Here is a 19,879-nt window from a genome sequence, read left to right as displayed (position 1 = left end):
TAAACAAAAAAGACTGCCGTTGCCAGCAGTCTTCTAAATAGAAAAATTAAAATTTATTTTGCTTTAAAATATACTCTTCTATTGGCTCTGTTTTTCCATTCAGGGCATTTTGAAGCAGGATTACACTCCGGGTATTTCAAGTCAAACTTACCATTACCCTGTGCTTCCAGTTTTGATGAATTAGCTCCATTGGAAATCAAATATTGTTTCACATTATCCGCTCTTCTTTGGGACAAAGCCTGGTTATAACTTTCAGTACCTCTTGTATCTGTGGCTCCTACAACCACATATGACCCATTGGTTGAATTGATATAGCTTACAGCACTATTAAGGATAGAGTTGTTGCTTGGCAGGATTCTGTCAGAATTAAGATCAAACTCAATTCCGTTCATCACGGTTTCATCAGCCGATACAGCACCATTATTTGTATTGTTAAGCGGACATCCGTTGTTCTCTACAGGACCCGGCACAGTCACACACTTATCATAAAGATCAATTACACCGTCCATATCAACATCAAGAGCAACACCTGAACCATCAACTCTTGCTCCAGCCGGTGTATCAAGCTGTCTGTCCCAGTCATCGCAAACACCATCATTATCGGCATCACCAGATTTGCATAATTGGATATTGTCCACTTTGGTTTCTAAGTCATCTATTTTATTATAGATATCTTTCAAAGGATCAACCCACATGATATGGTTAGCATTTTTACCCAGATTAACAGTAAGCCCCAATGTAGCATTGAAGAAGTTGTCCGTTGTATGAGAGCTGATTCTGTTAACAGCACTATATTGGTCACCACCACCATCAAATTCATCATCACCTGTTATAACGTACATCAATCTTCCTTCGATGTCTACTCTGTTGCTGATCTTATACTTCAAGCCGGCACCGGCCTGTCCAAACAATGAATTGAATTTGAAAGGCTTTTTCTCTGTCATTAATCTCTGTCCGAATTCGTCTTTCTGATAAGCGCGGTAAGCCAGAACTCCCGCACCGGCATATCCGTGGATTGCCCATCTGAAGTCCGATTTTCTATCAACTCTTCTTAATAAATTAGACAGGTTAATATCTCCTATAAGGGAAATTCCATCATATTGTGTTCTACCTGCAACCTGGAGATTAGCAGCAGCATTAGCAGGCGCTGCATCTTTTGTATTAAAATAACCTTGTCTTGTTTCCCCACGGTCGTATTGCAATTTCAGCCCAAATGTATGAGAAAGCGCTTTGTCAATACTGAAGTAAGCAGAATAGCCTACCAATGTATTTCCGTTTTGGATAGATCTCAGATCGGCATTTTGCATCAATGGTATACCACCACCAAAAGAGATGGACCAGCTGTTATAGCTTGGAGTTGTATCCATCGTTGTTGTTTCAGCTGACGATGTAGTAGTTTGAGTAACCTGTGAGAACATCACGGCCGGGCACACCAAGGCCAGTGACAAAATAGTTAATTTTGATTTCATAAAAAATAAATTTTAATTGTTTTACTTATTAAAAGTATAATTGGAATATTATACTTGTTTTCTAAATATTGTTATATTTAGAGAGATATGCGTTCACATATCCAATTACCATACCAACAATAAAATTTGTTTATTTTTTTGAATCATATAAAAAATTATTCCTATTTACATTGCTATTTTTGCAGACCAACCTTTTATGAAACAAAGGAATATGATGATCTAAATACAACAAAAAAAACCTCTCCAAATGGAGAGGCTTTTTATATAACCAGAACTAAAAATCATTTATTACATATATGCTTCGATCGGTTCACAGGTACAAACCAGGTTTCTGTCACCATATGCTTCATCCACTCTTGCAACTGTAGCAAAGAACTTATGTGTTCTCACCCATTCTAATGGATAAGCCGCTTTTTCTCTACCGTAAGGTTTATCCCAATTGTCGGAAATTACTAACTGCTCGGTATGAGGTGCATTTTTGAGAACGTTGTTTGTTGCATCAGCGTCGCCATTAGCAATCTCTTCAATCTCTCTCTTGATATTAATCAACGCTTCAGCAAAACGCTCGATCTCTTCTTTGCTTTCCGATTCTGTTGGTTCTATCATCAATGTTCCTGCTACTGGAAAACTTACTGTCGGTGCATGGAAACCATAATCCATTAATCTTTTTGCAACATCAGCCACTTCAATTCCCAAAGATTTGAACTGACGGAAGTCTACGATACACTCGTGCGCTACTCTGCCGTTGGCATTCGCATAAAGAATCGGGAAATGTTCTGCCAATAATTCTTTCAGGTAATTAGCGTTTAAAATTGCATATTCAGTCGCTTTTTTCAAACCGGAAGTTCCTAATAATTTGATATAAGCATAAGAGATATTCAGAATCAATCCTGAACCATAAGGCGCAGCAGAAATCCCTTCAATCGCATCTTTTGTTCCTACAGGGATATTGGCATTAGTTGGAAGGAACGGAACCAAATGCTCCGCCACACAGATCGGGCCAACACCAGGACCACCACCACCGTGAGGAATGGCAAAAGTCTTATGAAGGTTAAGGTGGCAAACGTCAGCTCCGATATTTCCAGGGCTTGTAAATCCAACCTGAGCATTCATATTTGCACCGTCCATATAAACCTGTCCACCGTGCTGATGAATCAGTTTTGTAATTTCTTTGATATTAGCGTCGAAGAATCCATAAGTAGACGGATATGTGATCATCACACAAGACAAGTTCTCTGAATGCTGTTCTGTCTTCGCTTTCAAATCCTCAAAATCGATTTCTCCATTTTCAAGGTTCTTCACAACAACAATCTTCATCCCTGCCATTGCAGCGGAAGCCGGATTGGTTCCGTGTGCCGACTGAGGAATCAATACGATATTTCTGTGCCCTTCCCCTCTGTTTTTGTGATATTCTCGGATAACCATTAGTCCCGCATATTCACCTTGCGCACCTGAATTTGGTTGCAGTGATGTTCCTGCAAAACCTGTAATTTCTGCCAGATCTTTCTCAAGCTGCTTGATCATTTCCTGATAACCACCGGCTTGTTCTGTCGGAATAAATGGATGTATACTTCCCCATTCTGCCCAGGACAAAGGAATCATTTGCGTTGCCGCATTTAGTTTCATTGTACAAGAACCCAAAGATATCATGGAATGTGTCAAAGACAAATCCTTTCTTTCCAGACGCTTGATGTAACGCATCAATTCTGTCTCGGTATGATATTTATTGAAAACTTCTTCTTTTAGGATTTCATCCGTTCTCAACAATTCTGCCGGAATCGAATATTCTTCTTTAAGAGATAATTTATAAGCCTGTTTGCCTTTGAACTGTGCAAAAGCATCAACCAACCTGTTAAGTTTCTCAACGGTTGTAGTTTCGTTAATGGAAATACTTACAATACCTTGAGAAAAATAATTCAGATTGATTTTTCTGTCTCTCATTAATAATCTCAAAGACGTTTTTTCTTCTTCGTGCAATCTGAATTTCACAGTGTCAAATACAGGCTCATCGACAATATCATAACCTAGTACTTTTAAAGCATCTGCCAAAGCATTGGTTTTATAATGGATTTGGTCAGCAATAAAATTAAGGCCTTTTGGACCGTGATAAACCGCGTACATCCCAGCCATTACAGCTAAAAGAACCTGTGCTGTACAGATATTGGATGTTGCTCTTTCCCTTTTGATATGCTGTTCTCTGGTTTGAAGTGCCATCCTCAGTGCACGTTTTCCGTACATATCCTGAGAAACACCGATAATTCTACCAGGAATATCTCTTTTATAATCGTCTTTACAAGCAAAAAATGCAGCGTGAGGACCTCCATATCCAATAGGAATACCAAACCTCTGTGTAGTTCCAACTGCGCAATCGGCACCCATTGAAGCAGGAGATTTCAGTTTAACCAAAGCCATCGGGTCACAAGCAACTACAACCTGCAAATCGAATCCTTTTGCTGAAGTGATAAAATCCGTATAATCCAGAACAATTCCATTTTTGCCAGGATATTGCAACAAGATCCCATAATAAGAATCATTAAATTGATGATTATCGTGATTTCCTACAATAATATCGATTCCAAGACCTTCAGCTTTTGTTTTCAATACAGAGATCGTCTGTGGCAATACTAAATCGGAAACGAAGAATTTAATCGCATTGTTTTTCTTTTGATCCTTAGTTCTGTTGTTGAAGAACATATGCATCGCTTCCGCAGCAGCCGTAGATTCGTCCAATAGAGAAGCATTAGCCATCGGAAATCCTGTTAAGTCGCAAACCACTGTCTGGAAATTAAGAAGTGCTTCCAACCTACCTTGTGCGATCTCTGCCTGATATGGCGTGTAAGCTGTGTACCAGCTTGGGTTTTCAAGAATATTTCTTTGGATTGGAGAAGGAAGGATCGTGTTGTTGTAACCGAATCCGATGTAAGTATCGAAATCAACATTCTTAGATGCCAGATCTTTGGAATGGAGTAACATTTCGTATTCCGAAAGCGGCTCAGAAAGCTCCAAATCTTTTTCTAATCTTATACTGTCCGGAATGGTTTGAGAAATGAGTTCATCGATACTGTTAACCCCGATTTTGTTAAGCATTTCCGCTTTATCAGCTTCATTGAGACTGATATGGCGGTTTACAAATTGCTGTGTGTTCATTTATAAACTTTGAATTAGATTTTACTAAAAAGGTTCGTAAAAATACTAATTTTCAGAGAACTGGGCAATCTATAATATCGAAAATCGAAAGTTCTATTTCCTATCAGAAAGGTAGTTTTTTAAATGAAAATCGACACTGTCTGCCGTTGAAATAAACTGATAATTAAGTTTATTCCTGATCTTGTCGTTAGAAATTTTAGAATCCAGTTTCAAGGATTCCAAGGAGGTTTTACTCAATAGTCTCAACACCGGGAATAACCATCCAAAAAAGGATAAAATGGGTAAAATATTGAAAACAAAATCAGGAACTGGTTTCACAGGTGTTTTTCCTAGAGCCGCTCTCACTTTATCAGATATCAAACTGAATTTGGAATTTTCTGAAATAACGATAAAACGTTCACCAAAAGCATTGTTCTCCATCAGCTTGATAGCTACATTCGCCACATCGCGGACATCTACGAAAGTCGTTCCGCCAGTGTAAGTAAACGGATAAGCCGATTTTGAAAATAAATCACCACTACTGACGCCCCAGTTTCCTGAACCAATGATCAGGCCTGGATTAATGATAATCGTATTCAGTCCTTCTGCAGAAGCTCTCCAGACTTCCATCTCGGAAAGATGCTTGGAAATTGCATAGCCTGAATGGTCAAGCTTTGGATTAAAATCAGAATTCTCGTCCATCATTCCGTTTTCATTATAACCATCCAGAACTGCGATTGAACTTACAAAAAGGAATTTCTTAACTTCGGAATTTTCCACAGCGTACAAAAGATTCTTTGTTCCGCCAATATTGGTTTTGTAAAGCTCTTTGTCATCATTGGGATTGAAACTCACTTTGGCAGCGCAATGATACACTTCATCCACATTTTGTAGTGCCATCTGAATCGAATCCAAATCATTAAAATCAATATCAATCCATTGGATTCTATCAAAATAAAAATCCGGCTGATCTGTATAAAAACGATAAGATTCTTTAACCTCTTTCAGATTACTTGATGGTCGTTTAGCTGCACGAACCTCCTTTCCTTGTTTCAAAAGTTCAAGAACGATAACTCTTCCTAAAATCCCTGTTGCTCCGGTTACTAGAATCATTCTTGTGTGGATTTAATTTTTAAAAACCTTATGATAAATATAGAGTTCATTAAAGAATAAGCGAATATAATCCCTATGAAGAACCAAAAACCCCTGCCTTCTATAAACCAGTCTCCTTTTCCCGCAAAGGAGTCGCGAAGAACAAAAAATAAAAGACCTATCAAAAATAGATTGATAAGAACAGAAAAAAGTAAGATGATTTTATAAATCGTTTCCTGATATTTCTTCATTAGAGATTTTTACAAAGATAATTTAATTCTCCATAAAAACCTGTCTAAACGCTATTGAAATCAATCAGAATCCGTTTGTATTTTCTTTGACAAAATTAAAAGTCTTTTCAAACATCAATTCGTGGTCAGCATCTTTATTAAGTCCGTGATCGCCTTTTTTAATAGAAATCAGTTCATTTTTAACATTATTCTTATCCAGGCTTTCCTTTAAAATTTCAGACTGTGAATAGGGAACAATTTTATCCTTTGTCCCATGAATCATCAAGGTAGGAACAGACGAGTTGCTGACATAGTTTATTGGCGAATAAGTTTTCAGAAGATTGACAGCATCATCCTTCTGTTCTTTGATATTATATCCCGTAAACCCAAAAACAAGCTTGTTTCTGATGTCATAAATTTTAGGAAAAATCAGTTTAAAAATAAAAATCACAAATCCCGGTGCTTCTGTACGGAATAATTTGTTCATATCAGACGGGCCGAAATAATCGATGAAATAATTGACTTTTGCTGAATAATTAGGAAGTTTTGTATTTTCTGAAAACTGGGAATCATCCGTATATGCAGCAATCATACCAATCTGTGAGCCAGCCGAAGCGCCCCAAATTCCAATATTATTAGAATCAAAATTATATATTTCGGCATTTGCACGAATCCAGCGTTGGCTTCTTTTGTATCTTCAATCGGTGTCGGGAAATGTGTCTTTTCATTAAGCAAAGTATAGTTGATACTCACCACAGCGTAACCTTGTTTTACAAATCTAAGAACAAAATCACTGAGGTAATAATCGTCTCTCAACCCTTTATCACCTTGTGCCCAACCACCTCCGTGAACAAAAACCAGAACCGGAGATTTTTTATTTGTTTTTTGAGGAAGATACATGTCGAGCTTCTGCTGAGCCGTGTCTTTTATTTTGTACGTAATATCTTTATAATTCAAAGTTTCGGAGAGCTTTTCCTGAGCATTTGAAAACGTCAGAATAAACATGAGAATAAAAGAAATCGGCCATTTCATAGAAGCAAAATTAAATATGGATCCGATAATACAAGGCTTATACCATTATCAAATCCATATTAATTTTTGAAATCAGCTAAAGAAGAAAATCTTTCACAGCTGCATTGAAATCGACAGGATTATTGGCCTGAACCCAATGTTCCGCATTTTTGATTTTAATAATTTTAGAGTGCGGAAATTGTTGCTTAATCAGGAATTCGTCCTGTGGTAAAATATAATTGGAATTAGCACCTGCGATGAACAAAGTCGGACCATTGAAAACACCGAACTTAATGGCATTTGAGACAAACTCTGTATATTTTTCAGCTAAAGTTTTCAGGTTAAATCGCCAGGCCAGTTTCTTGTCGTCTGTCCAATAGAGATTCTTCATTAGAAACTGAATCACAAACTTCTCGTGAATATATTCTTCCAAGACTTTTTCCACATCCTGCCTGGATTCTACAGTAGAAAAATCAACAGATTGCAGCGCTTTGATAATTCCCTGATGATGCGGCGGATAAGCTTTTGGAGCAATATCAGCAACAATAAGTTTTTCCAATCGATCAGGAAAGTTGACGGCGAACTGCATTACCGCCTTTCCTCCTAATGAGTGGCCTAGGAGATTTGCTTTTGGAATATTATGAGCATCCATATAGTTAACAATGTCCTGAGCCAAATCATCGTGCGTCATAGAATCTGAATGAAAACTGCGGCCGTGATTCCTCAAATCCAGTAAATGTGTAGGCATTAATTCACCAAATTCTTTCCCAAAACTCCCCCAATTATCCAGCATCCCAAACAATCCGTGGAATACTAATAATGGTGTTTCGGGTTTTTGCTCTCCGTATATTTTTGAATGTAAAATTTCCATCAATAATTAAATATAATTACCACTTCGCCAATCTCTTAAGATAAGCCTGAACTGTATTTTCTAAACCTAGATATAAAGCTTCCGAAATCAAGGCGTGACCAATAGAAACTTCCAAAAGATTCGGGATGTTATCTGAGAAATATTTTAAGTTGTCTAATGACAAATCGTGTCCGGCATTGATTCCCAAACCATATTCGGTTGCAACTACCGCCGTTTTAAAATAAGATTCTATTGCTAGTTCCTTATTATCAAAATAATGCTTGGCGTAAGCTTCTGTGTAAAGTTCGATCCTGTCGGTTCCGGTTTCCGCAGCAAATTTCACCATTTCCGGATTGGGGTCAAGGAAAATCGACGTTCTGATTCCGGCATTTTTGAATTCAGCGATAACAGATTTCAAAAAATCCAGATTCTTTTCACAATCCCAGCCGGCGTTAGATGTAATCGCATCATCAGCATCCGGAACCAAAGTCACTTGCTCCGGTTTCACTTCCAAGACCATATCGATAAACGGTCGATGCGGATTACCTTCAATATTGAATTCCGTTGTAACTAATGGTTTCAGATCATAGACATCTTTTCTGGTAATGTGTCTCTCATCCGGTCTTGGATGAATGGTAATTCCCTGTGCTCCGAATCTTTCCAGATCAACAGCGACTTGCGTTACACTAGGAACATCACCACCACGTGCATTTCTCAGCGTAGCGATTTTATTGATATTGACACTTAGTTTTGTCATAATTGATTATTGATAAATGATAATTGATTTAAATTTTATTAACCTGCATTATTTCGAGGTCAAATTCCTTAGAAGCTACCAAAAGGTGATCAAAAATATCTGCCTGAATCTGCTCAAAATTCACCCAGTTAGAATCATTAGCAAAACAATAGATCTCCAAAGGCATTCCTTGTGGCGTAATCTCCATTTGTCTCACCATTATCGTTCCTTCCTGATCGATGTTCGGGTTATTTTTAAGATAATTCAAAGCATAGATTCTGAAAGTTCCGATATTGGTCAATTGTTGACCGTTGATAATTTCTTCAGAATTTTCAAGTGCTCCTTTCTGAGAATCAATCTCTTTTTTCTTATCAACAAGGTAATCGTGAATCAGGTTGATTTTCAACAACTTCCCAAAAGCCTCATCATCCAAAAATTTGAAGGATTTGATATTAAAGACAATGGATTTTTTGATTCTTCGCGTATTGGTTTCGGACATCACCTGCATATTTTTGATTTCTGTCGTAAGCAAGTCATAAGTCGGAATCGTGGAAAGGGTCTTATCAAAGTTTCTGATTTTGGTCGTCAGCAAGTCGATGTCTTCGATATTACCTTCTATAGAATATTTTGGAATAGCAACCCAGTCTCCCACTTTCAGATTCTTGGATGTCGCTACGTGAATACCCGTTACAAAGCCCAAAATCGTATCTCGGAATATCAAGACAATAACAGCTGTAATCGCTCCCAGACTTCCTAAAACCGTGGTGCCGCTGATATTGAAAATAACACAAATGGCAATAACGCTGAAAATAAACATTCCGAAAATCCTCACGGTCTGCGAAATGGAATTGATAGCAATGATTTTATAATAATCTCTCTGGATCAGGTAATAATTCTGCAACACTTTGATAAACCGGAACGCCATATTGGCTATAGCAAGAACTATCACAAAATTGATCATCCTTTCAAGAAGGTCAAAGCTTTTCGGATGCCTGTAAAAAATCGAATATAAAGCAAACTTCCCGATTATCAGTGCCAAAATATTAGCCACAGAATTGGTAACTTTTGCCTGATAGATAGATTTCATTACAGGGTATTTCTCTTTATCAAAAAAGAATCTGAAAACAAGATTAATCCCATTTTTCAAGATAAAGGAAACCACAAAAACCAGTAAGGTCAGTAGTGCAAACTTGAGCGTAATCTGACAAGCCAAAACAAAATCATCAGGAAAGAAATCTTTGCAGAAGAAATGAATTTCATCACTGATTCGCTGAAGAAAATCTTTATAATCTTTGATTTCGTTTTTCATTGTTGGAAATATTTTTCAAATTTAAGGATAAAAAAAAACTTTTGGCATTACTTTGAATGTTGTATTTTTAAATTAATTTAAAAACTATGGATTCTGTTTTTATCGACATAATAGCTCTAGTGCTGCTTTTTGTGGGAATGTTGGGAACCTTCCTACCCGTTTTGCCCGGATTATTGTTGAGTATCTGCGGATTACTCATTTTCAAATTTGGGACAGAAAATAATATGCCAATGCTATATGTCTGGATTTTTGTTTTTCTGACACTTGTTTCCACAGTTCTGAATTATGTTATTCCCGCAAAAACCAACAAAAAATATGGTGGAACACGTTACGGAAGCATTGGTTCATTTGTTGGGACAATTTTAGGATTATTTTTCATACCGATCCCATTAGGATTTTTAATCGGCATGTTATTAGGTGTTTTTGTCGGAGAATTATTACACGATATGAATGACCGGAAAAAGGCTTTCAATTCTATGAAAGGTGCTTTTATTGGATTTGTTTACGGAACAGGATTTAATCTAATGGTCGGGCTGGCAATGTTTTTGGTTGTTGGCTATTATATTTTCTTTTAAAATTTAAGATGATGAATTTCAAAACACTTTTGTTTGCGCCACTCTTATTATTAATGAGTAACTGCAAAACACAATCTCAAACTCAGAATCCAGCTTCTGACAACAAAACTTTTACATTGGGAATCAATAAAAAAATTTCAATTCCTAATTCTAAAGTCACTATTGAATTTGAAAACATCTCGGAAGACAGCCGTTGTCCGGCAAATGTGACCTGCGTCTGGGAAGGCATAGCTATTGTTAATCTGAAAGCTGTTTCCGGAAGCGAAACAAAAGACATCCAGGTTGCAACAAGAGATTTTTCACCAAAACAGGTGACTAAATCTTTCAGCTATTCCGGATACAGATTCACTTTACAGGATGTAAGGCCTTATCCCGGTGGAAAAGAAGAAGCATCTACTGTGACTCTTAAATATGAAAGGGAAAATTAATCATCCCCAAAGAATCGGATCTTTTCCTTTTTCTAAAAGGTAATTATTGATTTTTGAAAAAGGCTTGCTTCCGAAAAAACCTCTATGAACAGAAAATGGTGAAGGATGCGCCGATTGAATGATAAAATGTTTAGTCTCGTCAATTAGCGAGGCTTTTTTTTGTGCAAAAGCGCCCCAAAGAACAAAAACCACATTTTGCTTTTTATCAGAGATTTGTTTGATAATATAATCCGTAAACGTTTCCCATCCAAGGTCTTTGTGGGAATTTGGTTCGTGCGCTTTTACTGTTAAACTTGCATTGAGAAGGAGAACACCTTGCTTTGCCCAATCCTGCAAATCTTTATTTTTTCTTTCGATTCCCATATCTTCTTTCAGTTCAATGAAAATATTTTTGAGAGAAGGCGGTGCAGTAACATTTTCTGAAACAGAAAAGCAAAGTCCATTCGCTTGACCGTCATTGTGATAAGGGTCCTGACCTAAAATCACCACTTCCACATCATCAAATTCCGTGAGTTCCAAAGCGCGGAAAATCTCATTTTTCGGAGGAAAACATTTGGTCGAATTGTATTGAATTTTTACTTTTTCCCAAAGATTTTTGAAATAATCACTTTCTTTAATTGGCTTCAGAACTTCTTTCCAGGTCATTGTTCAGATTTTTCACAAAATTAAATTTACAATTCGACTAAAGCAAATTTGTTGACTTTTTCTGTGAAAAATAAAGTTAATTTCTCTTAAAAGCTATTTGGCTTAATTTTTATTGTAATAAATTCGGGCGATTTTTGAGTTATTATCTATAAAAACAGCCCTTCGTAGAATGAAAATCTGGAACAGTTTTATTTTTTCAATATTTTTTATGGTCAATTTATCAGCACAAAATACCATTATTGTAGGAACTTACACTAATAGTGAGAAGTGCAATAGCGGCGGGATTTATGTTTTTGATTTTGATGAAAACACTTATAAGTATAACCTCAAATATCACACAGAAAATATCATCAATCCTAGTTTTGTGAATTTGAGTCCGGATAAAAAATTCCTTTTTTCTGTGAATGAAAACGGCGACAAAAGCGCAGTCACTTCTTTCACGATTGACGAAGCTAACGGAACGCTTATCAAAAAAGATGAAAGAAAAACACAAGGTGAAGATCCGTGTTTCTTGATTTCTGATGACCAAAATCTTATCGTTGCGAATTATTCCGGTGGAAGCATCAATGTTTTCAAACGTTATGCTGATGGAAAATTATCCGATGTTTTCCAGAATATCAAATTCGAAGGTGTTGGTGTAAATCCGAAAAGACAGGAAAAATCACATATCCATCAGGTTCAGTTTTCTCCGGACGGCCGATATGTTTTAGCTAACGATCTGGGACTGGACAAGATATATGTGTTCAAGTACAATAAAACCGGCGATAAAGTTCTTGAAAAAGTTGATGAATATGATGCGAAGAAAGGTTCCGGTCCAAGACATATTGCGTTCAATAAATCAGGAAATTTATTCTATCTTGTTCAGGAACTGAGTGGCGACTTGTCTGTTTTAAGTTTTGATGACGGGAAAATCAAATTAATCCAGGAAGAGACTTTGTTGTCCAGAAAAGTTAGGTTCAATTTCAGAGCTGCGGACATTCATTTATCAGACAATGAAAAATTCCTATATGTGACAAACCGTGATGATGCAGATGATATTACTACTTTCAAAATCCTCGAAGACGGCAAAGTGAAAAGAATCCAACAAATCAAAACAACCGGCAGAAATCCCAGAAATTTCGCCATTAGTCCTAATAATAAACTGGTTTTGATTGCCAACCAGGATACGAACAGGATTAATATTTTCAGCAGAGACTTGGAATCCGGCGAGCTGGCTCCAACCAACAAATCTATTCCCGTTTGCGCACCGGTGAATATTATTTTTTATGAAAAAGGCAAATAAATTTTTCATCGATACAATATTTAAAATAAAAAATAGTTATTAAAAGGTTAATGCTAGATGAAATCGATGCTTGATTATAAATTTATTCTTTCTTTTTTTCTGATTTGTTGTTCCGGATTGCTGTTTTCGCAAACCGAGAAAGAGAATGAAATCGAAAACGTCGTTATTAAAGGCGTCAAAAAATATAAGAACAAAAAAGAAAACCCGGCTTATGCTATTATGCAGGAAGTCTGGAAAAAGAAAAAATCCAACGGACTTCTGCTCCACAAAGATTATCAATACAAAACTTACGAGAAAATCGATTTCCGACTTGATAATATTGATAGTGCGTTTACTAAAAAACGTGCCTTCAAAGGCATGGATTCTATCATTTTCAAATACAATGATTCCTCCGAGATTGCAGGAAAAGCTGTTCTTCCGATTTTTATTACGGAAAGTATCTTTAAAGTTTATGGAAAAAACGATCCGAAGAAAGAACGCAAAGATTTGGTTGCGACAAGACTTTCGGGATTGAAAAATAATCAGATTGTTTCCAAAACGATACAGAATATGTATCAGGACATCAATATCTATAACAATACTATCAATTATCTCAATATCGGTTTTGTAAGTCCTGTTTCTACAGATGGTTTTGGGGTTTTCGATTATAATATTACGGACACGATTGAAGTTAATACCGTTAAATCTTACGAAATCAGGTTTACACCTAAAAATCCAGATGCATTAGCTCTCAAAGGGCGACTTTATATTTCTATGGATAAATATAATGTGATGAAGGTGGAAATGGAAACCAATAAAAAGATCAACATCAATTTTGTTAAAAACATTTCTACAGATTTGGAATTCGATAATCCGGATGATTCTACTTTTATCCCGATCAGAAACGAAACCATCTTGCAATTGGTTCTTAGTGATAAGGAAAAAGCAAAATCCGTGATTGCAAAACGGGTCGCCAATTATTCCGATTATCAATTCGACACAGGAAATATAACGGACGAATTTCTCAATAAAATAGTTGTTCCCGAAGATGAAGCCGTGAGCAAAGACGAAGAGTACTGGCAAGCCAACAGAACCGAAGCTTTAACCAACAGCGAGCAAAATATCTATAAAATGTATGATGAGCTGGAAGATAATCCGAAGTATAAAAAAGTCGTCAAAGTTATAGAGATTCTTAATTCCGGATATATCCCTGCCGGTCACAGCGGAATAGAAATCGGAAATATTTTTCAGACATTTGGGTATAATGATATTGAAGGATTCAGACTAAGGACAGGCTTCCGAACTTACCGCGGCAAAAATGATATGTGGAGAATCCAGGCTTATACCGCTTACGGATTCCGTGATCAAAAGTGGAAATATGGAGCGGAAGCCAAATATATGTTCAACAAAACGAACCGTTTTACCGTTGGAGCAGGAACAAGAAACGATGTTTTACAATTGGGTGTTCAGTTGACAACAGACGAAGGTATCATGACAAGATCCTTTGCATCTTCTTCGGTTGTTAATTCCGGTGACAATACTTCCCTGAGTTTTGTCAATCAAACCAATGTGTTTACCAGCATAGAACCCTGGAAAAACTTCCAGATAAGACTGGATGCAACACAGCAAAGCATAAAAGCCGCAGATCCTAATCTTTTTGACATCCGTTATTACAGAGGCGGAATTCTGAGATCTGACCTTAATGATACAAGATTTACCGCAACTCTGATTGCCAGACCCGGAATCAAATTTTCCACTTATGGTGTTGACAGGTACGAAATGACAGCACTCGCAAACAACCCGACTATTATTCTGAAATATACAAAAGGTGTTGGCGGCGTTTTTAATTCGGATTTTAATTATAATAAGTTACAGTTTTATTACTACCAACCAGTAATTTTAGGAAATTGGGGAAGATTATTTGCTAATGTAGAAGTTGGCAAAAACTTTGATGCGCTTCCACTTCCTTTACAGAATGTTTTGCCAGCCAACCAATCTTATGGGTTGCAAAGAGGTGTTTTTTCCCTGATGAACTACTACGAGTTTGTAGCCGATTCTTATGCCGTTCTTTTTCTGGAACATCATTTCAATGGGAAAATACTATCCCAGATTCCATTGATTAAAAAATTAAAATTAAGAGAAGTTGCATTTTTCCGTTCAGGCGTCGGAAGTCTGAAACAGGAAACGATTAACTTGAATGCCGGCAATATGGCATTGAGCACGCCTAACAAACCTTATTACGAATATGGTTTCGGGATAGAAAATATTGGTTGGGGCAATTTCCGATTGCTGAGAATTGATTTTAACTGGAGAGGAAATTATCTGAATCATACCACTTCAAATTCTAAGTCTGATATTAGAAAATTTGGAATTCAGTTTGGTTTTCAGATGAATTTTTAGGAAATTTGTGAATAGCAGAACTTCTTTTGTCATCGAGTCTACTTCCAAATAATTTATCATCAATGAAAATCCAAAAAATTACGCTACTCTTAAGTTTCTTAATTTTTACTCAATTATATTCTCAAAGAGAATTTGTATTTTTTGGTTCCTACAATTGGGATAAAGGTTCCGAAGCTGTTTATGTTTATGAGCTTAACACGGAAACCGGAAAACTGACTAAAGCTGCCTCCTCTTCTGATGTCATCAATCCAGGTTATATCACAATTTCGCCTGACGGAAAATACGTTTATGCCTCTTCTGATGCCAAAACACCGAATTACGGAACTGTAAGTTCTTTTGCTTTTGATCCTGATCAGAAATCATTAACTTTCCTTAATCAACAAAAAACCGGCGGTGAAAATCCGGTTTATGTGAATGTCGATAAAAGCGGAAAATGGCTCATTAATGTAACATACAATCAAGCTACGATTTCTGTCTTTCCACTTCTTGAAAATGGTAAAATAGATTCTATAGCACAGCATTTCAAATTCACGGAAGGAAGTGACATTGATGCGAAAAGACAGGAGAAAGCTCACACGCATTCTGTCGTGTTTTCGCCGGATTATAAAAATGTTTTATTTGCAGATTTAGGTGCTGATAAAATTTTGCAATATCCTTTTGATGCTAATCAGAAGCAACCTTTGATTAATATCAAAAGTACGTTCATCAATACAAAACCAGGCAGCGGACCGAGACATATCACTTTTAGCAAGGACGGAAAACGAGCATATTCTATTGAGGAATTGGCTGGGATGATTTCGGTTTATGATTTTTCTGATAACAACCTGAAAGAAATCCAAAGAATAGCTACTCATCCTGACAAAATAAAGGAAAGTTTTGAAAGCTCTGATGTTCATATCTCGCCAGACGGAAAGTTTCTATATGCTACCAACAGAGGAAAGGAAAACAATATTGCGATTTTCAAAGTTGTGAATGACGGAAAATTAGAATCTATAGGTTACCAAAAAACCGGCGGAAAACATCCCAGAACTTTTGCGATTGATGAAACTGGAAAATTTATTATTGTGACTAATGTTATTTCTCAAGATGTAACTGTTTTCAGAAGAAACTTAGAAACCGGAATGTTGAAGAAAGTTGGAAAACCTGTAAAAATTAAAAATGTCACTTGTGTTAAGAGTTACTAGTGTCGCTCCTACGGAGCTTAGTGTGACACGTCAAATATTAATTTCAGCATGAGCGAAGTCGAAGACTTTAATACTTCTTGCGACTTTGCGTTAAATATAATTCTATCTTTGCAGAATGGACGTTAGAGCAAAAAAACATCTTGGTCAGCACTTTCTTACAGACCAAAATATCGCACGCAATATTGTAGAATCATTGTCTTTTGAAGGCTACAGAAAAGTTTTGGAAGTTGGTCCGGGAATGGGCGTTCTTACAAAATTCCTTCTCGAAAAAGAGTCAGAAATCTATGTTGCAGAAATCGACCAGGAATCTATTGTCTATCTCAAAAAACATTACCCTAAACTTGAAGAACAACATTTTGTAGGCGACTTTCTGAAAATCAAAATTCCGGAAGTTTTTGATGAAGAATTGGCTGTGATTGGGAATTTTCCTTATAATATTTCGTCTCAGATTTTGTTTAAAATCATTGATAATTACACTTTGATTCCTGAAATGAGCGGAATGTTCCAGAAAGAAGTTGCCGAAAGAACCGCCGCAAAACCAAGAACAAAAGATTATGGCATTTTGTCCGTTTTGGTTCAGGCTTATTATGATGTGGAATATCTTTTCACGGTTCACGAAAATGTCTTCAATCCGCCACCAAAAGTGAAATCCGGTGTCATCCGAATGACCCGAAATTTGAAAGAAGGATTAGCTGGAAATGAGGTTCTATTCAAACAAATCGTAAAAGCCGGATTTGGGCAAAGACGTAAAAAGATGAGCAACGCTTTGAAAGTTCTTAGTATCCCTGAAAATATGAAATCTCATCCTTTTCTTGACATCCGAGCAGAAGAATTGTCTGTTTCAGATTTTATTTCTTTTGCGAATGAGTGGAAAAGTAATTTATAGAATTCTATTTCTCGCAGACTGAGAAGATTTTTTGAGCAAAAGCTCTGGTAAAAGACAAAACCCATAGCCCCGATTGCAGTGGAAATCCTTTTTCTTTTCTTTCACATAAGGAAAAGAAAAAGATTGCAACGGAAATAGCTCCAAATAATTACATTAAAATCCTTATTTTTGTAGTATGGAAAAAGTGGTATTGGTCAATCCTCAGGATGAAGTTTTGGGACAGATGGAAAAAATGCAGGCGCACGAAAATGGTCTTTTGCATCGTGCATTTTCGGTTTTCTTGTTCAATGGAAAGGGAGAAATGCTTTTACAGAAGCGTGCCGGCGAAAAATACCACTCACCCAACCAATGGACCAACGCTTGTTGCTCACATCCAAGATTGGACGAGTCTTATCTGGATGCAGCGAAAAGACGGATCAAAGAGGAATTGGGAATCGATTGTGAATTGACCGAAAAATTCCATTTTATCTACAAAGCGGATGTTGGAGAAGGGCTTTGGGAACATGAGTTGGATTATGTTTTTACGGGCAACTTTGACGGAGAATTTGATTTGAATCCTGAGGAAGTTTCGGAAATCCGATATGTTTCTATTCCTGATTTACAAACTGAAATTTCTGAAAATCCGGACAATTTTACAGAATGGTTTAAAATCATTTGGGCTGAATATCGAAATCAGCTTAATTAATTTAATCTCGCAAATCAAGCTGGTTTTGCAGATTAAAAGATTTACTGAATTAGCTAAAATCTGCGAGAAAATTATAACATTTTTCAACCCGGAAATATTCCTTAACTTTATTATCAAATCTCAAGTTTATGAAGGCTTTGGTAATTGGTGCAACCGGCGCTACAGGAATTGATCTCGTTAATCAGCTTTGTAAGGATTCAGACTTCGAACAAATTGATATTTTTGTGAGACGCCGTTCTGATTTTCATAACGAAAAAGTCAAAGCACATATTGTAGATTTTGACCATCCTGAAGAATGGAAACACCTTGTGAAAGGTGATGTCGCTTTTTCTTGTCTCGGAACAACTCTGAAATCTGCAGGAAGTAAAGAAAATCAAAAAGTAATTGATTATGATTATCAATTCAATTTTGCAAAAGCAGCAAAAGATAATGGTGTTGAAGATTATATTTTAGTTTCTGCTTATGGTGCCAATCCTGATTCCAAAATTTTCTATTCCCGAATGAAAGGAGAACTGGAAGAGGCAATTAAGAATCTTAAATTCGATAAAACTACAATCTTCAAACCCGGAATGTTGGAAAGAAAAAATACTGACAGAAGTGGTGAAGTTTTTGGTTTGAAAATTATTAAATTCCTGAATAAGTTCGGTTTTTTTAAAAGTCAGCAGCCTCTTCCGACTTCCGTTCTCGCAAAAGCAATGATTGTCGCTTCGAAAATAAAATCCAATAATTTCTCAGAAGTCAAGTTGCACAATATTTTTAGTTTTGCTGAGAAAAAGACATAAAAAAAACCAATCTAAAATGATTGGTTTTAATTTTTAATTATTTCTGTCTTTCAGATATTTTTGCCATTCCCACGTAGTTTTGAGCGCTTCTTCCAAAGTGGTTTCCGATTTCCAATTGAGTTCTTTCTCAGCTTTGTCAGCATTAGCATAAGCAATCGTAATATCACCTTCTCTTCTTGGGCAAATCTGGTAAGGAACTGCAACATTATTTGCCAATTCAAAAGCCTTAACCACTTCTAAAACTGACGAGCCTTTTCCTGTTCCCAAATTATAAATATCCAAAACTGTTTCCTCTTCAGAATGCATCAGTTTTTGTAAAGCAGCAACGTGAGCTTTTGCCAAATCTACAACATAAATATAATCCCGGATTGCTGTTCCGTCTTCTGTAGGATAATCATCTCCCCAAATGCTTAATTTTTCTCTGATTCCTGCAGCAGTTTGCGTGACATAAGGAACCAAATTATTAGGAATTCCTGCTGGAAGTTCTCCTAGCAAAGCAGTTGGGTGCGCACCAATAGGATTGAAATATCTCAGCAAAGTAACTCTTTTGTTATAGGCTCTGGAAAAATCTTTCAAGATATCTTCGCCCATTTGCTTGGTTTTTCCGTAAGAAGATTCAGCTTCTTTCAAAGGCGTATTTTCATCAATCGGCATTTTGTCGGCTTGGCCGTAAACCGTACAGGATGAGCTGAAAATAAAGTTGGAAATATTTCTTTCTTTAAATTCCTGAAGGACATTAATCAAAGAAAATAAATTGTTTTCATAATATTTTAAAGGCTCAGTCATACTCTCTCCTACCGCTTTTGAAGCTGCAAAATTGATACAACCTTCGATATCGTGTGCTTCGAAAACCTGTTTCAATAATTCTTTTCTTTTGAGATCAAAAGGATAAAATATCGGACGTTTTCCTGTGATCTCTTCAATGTTATCAAGGATAAATTTTTCCGAATTCGATAAGTCATCAACAATAATGACATCGAAATTATGATTAATGAGTTCTACAACTGTGTGTGAACCGATATAGCCGAGACCGCCTGTTACAAGTATGGACATGGTTTTTTTATTAAACTTTATTATTAATGTTTCCTATTTCTTCTATCTCATTATATTCATTATTTACCTTAAAATAATTATTTAAAAACATTACGGTTAAAACAACACCTAGAATTACGAAAGCTAATGTTAAAGAATTCGAAACTTTATATTTTGT

Annotated in this window: 16 protein-coding genes and 1 pseudogene; 8 read left to right on the top strand and 9 right to left on the bottom strand. The window is 36.4% G+C overall.

The features are described from left to right. Nucleotides 1-53: 53 nt before the first annotated feature. The 7 genes and pseudogenes from AC5P2S_RS07440 to AC5P2S_RS07410 all read right to left on the bottom strand — a co-directional run bounded on the left by AC5P2S_RS07440 (nt 54) and on the right by AC5P2S_RS07410 (nt 9,823). Nucleotides 54-1,469 (bottom strand): OmpA family protein, encoded by a 1,416-nt coding sequence (locus tag AC5P2S_RS07440; RefSeq protein ID WP_494556787.1) that lies wholly within the window; start codon nt 1,467-1,469, stop codon nt 54-56. A 288-nt stretch (nt 1,470-1,757) separates the two neighbouring features. After that, nucleotides 1,758-4,616 carry an aminomethyl-transferring glycine dehydrogenase gene (gene gcvP / locus AC5P2S_RS07435; RefSeq protein WP_494556786.1) on the bottom strand — a complete coding sequence of 953 codons (2,859 nt, stop codon included), beginning with the start codon at nt 4,614-4,616 and terminating at the stop codon, nt 1,758-1,760. 93 nt (nt 4,617-4,709) lie between these two features. Further along, complete coding sequence (locus tag AC5P2S_RS07430; RefSeq protein WP_494556785.1) at nt 4,710-5,708, bottom strand: NAD-dependent epimerase/dehydratase family protein; 999 nt, start codon at nt 5,706-5,708, stop codon at nt 4,710-4,712. Between the two features lie 294 nt (nt 5,709-6,002). Continuing rightward, nucleotides 6,003-6,817 (bottom strand): annotated as a pseudogene (locus AC5P2S_RS07425) (prolyl oligopeptidase family serine peptidase). Nucleotides 6,818-7,025: 208 nt separating this feature from the next. Further along, nucleotides 7,026-7,799 (bottom strand): alpha/beta fold hydrolase, encoded by a 774-nt coding sequence (locus AC5P2S_RS07420; RefSeq protein ID WP_494556784.1) that lies wholly within the window; start codon nt 7,797-7,799, stop codon nt 7,026-7,028. 16 nt (nt 7,800-7,815) lie between these two features. Continuing rightward, nucleotides 7,816-8,535 carry a pyridoxine 5'-phosphate synthase gene (locus AC5P2S_RS07415; protein WP_283415077.1) on the bottom strand — a complete coding sequence of 240 codons (720 nt, stop codon included), beginning with the start codon at nt 8,533-8,535 and terminating at the stop codon, nt 7,816-7,818. A gap of 28 nt (nt 8,536-8,563) precedes the next feature. Then, nucleotides 8,564-9,823 (bottom strand): mechanosensitive ion channel family protein, encoded by a 1,260-nt coding sequence (locus AC5P2S_RS07410; RefSeq protein WP_283415076.1) that lies wholly within the window; start codon nt 9,821-9,823, stop codon nt 8,564-8,566. A gap of 86 nt (nt 9,824-9,909) precedes the next feature. Between AC5P2S_RS07410 and AC5P2S_RS07405 the strand changes: the two genes are divergently transcribed. Next, on the top strand, nt 9,910-10,398 hold the full coding sequence (locus AC5P2S_RS07405) for a DUF456 domain-containing protein (protein WP_494556783.1): 489 nt from the start codon (nt 9,910-9,912) through the stop codon (nt 10,396-10,398). An 11-nt stretch (nt 10,399-10,409) separates the two neighbouring features. Continuing rightward, a complete protein-coding gene (locus AC5P2S_RS07400; protein ID WP_494556782.1) occupies nt 10,410-10,826 on the top strand; it encodes a hypothetical protein in 417 nt (138 codons plus the stop codon). On the opposite strand, the gene AC5P2S_RS07395 is transcribed toward AC5P2S_RS07400, so the two are convergent. After that, nucleotides 10,827-11,471, bottom strand: a complete 645-nt coding sequence (locus tag AC5P2S_RS07395; RefSeq protein ID WP_494556781.1) for a uracil-DNA glycosylase — start codon at nt 11,469-11,471, stop codon at nt 10,827-10,829. A gap of 208 nt (nt 11,472-11,679) precedes the next feature. On the opposite strand from AC5P2S_RS07395, the gene AC5P2S_RS07390 reads away from it, so the two are divergent. The 6 genes from AC5P2S_RS07390 to AC5P2S_RS07365 all read left to right on the top strand — a co-directional run bounded on the left by AC5P2S_RS07390 (nt 11,680) and on the right by AC5P2S_RS07365 (nt 18,669). Next, nucleotides 11,680-12,753, top strand: a complete 1,074-nt coding sequence (locus AC5P2S_RS07390) for a lactonase family protein (RefSeq protein WP_494556780.1) — start codon at nt 11,680-11,682, stop codon at nt 12,751-12,753. 57 nt (nt 12,754-12,810) lie between these two features. Next, complete coding sequence (locus tag AC5P2S_RS07385) at nt 12,811-15,132, top strand: DUF5686 family protein (protein WP_494556779.1); 2,322 nt, start codon at nt 12,811-12,813, stop codon at nt 15,130-15,132. Between the two features lie 62 nt (nt 15,133-15,194). Next, nucleotides 15,195-16,316, top strand: a complete 1,122-nt coding sequence (locus tag AC5P2S_RS07380) for a lactonase family protein (protein ID WP_494556778.1) — start codon at nt 15,195-15,197, stop codon at nt 16,314-16,316. Between the two features lie 115 nt (nt 16,317-16,431). Next, the gene (gene rsmA, locus AC5P2S_RS07375) at nt 16,432-17,202 is read left to right on the top strand and encodes a 16S rRNA (adenine(1518)-N(6)/adenine(1519)-N(6))-dimethyltransferase RsmA (RefSeq protein ID WP_494556777.1); all 771 of its coding nucleotides are present in this window, start codon (nt 16,432-16,434) and stop codon (nt 17,200-17,202) included. Nucleotides 17,203-17,377: 175 nt separating this feature from the next. Continuing rightward, nucleotides 17,378-17,887, top strand: a complete 510-nt coding sequence (gene idi / locus AC5P2S_RS07370) for an isopentenyl-diphosphate Delta-isomerase (RefSeq protein ID WP_494556776.1) — start codon at nt 17,378-17,380, stop codon at nt 17,885-17,887. 128 nt (nt 17,888-18,015) lie between these two features. Next, a complete protein-coding gene (locus AC5P2S_RS07365; RefSeq protein WP_494556775.1) occupies nt 18,016-18,669 on the top strand; it encodes an NAD(P)H-binding protein in 654 nt (217 codons plus the stop codon). 33 nt (nt 18,670-18,702) lie between these two features. Here AC5P2S_RS07365 and galE read toward each other — a convergent pair whose 3' ends face one another. Beyond that, entirely contained in the window at nt 18,703-19,722 is a 1,020-nt protein-coding gene (gene galE, locus AC5P2S_RS07360; protein ID WP_494556774.1) for a UDP-glucose 4-epimerase GalE, read from the bottom strand. Nucleotides 19,723-19,879: the final 157 nt, after the last annotated feature.

This window comes from Epilithonimonas sp. 33E (genome assembly GCF_059372615.1).
This window is presented reverse-complemented; position numbering and strand designations above follow the sequence as displayed.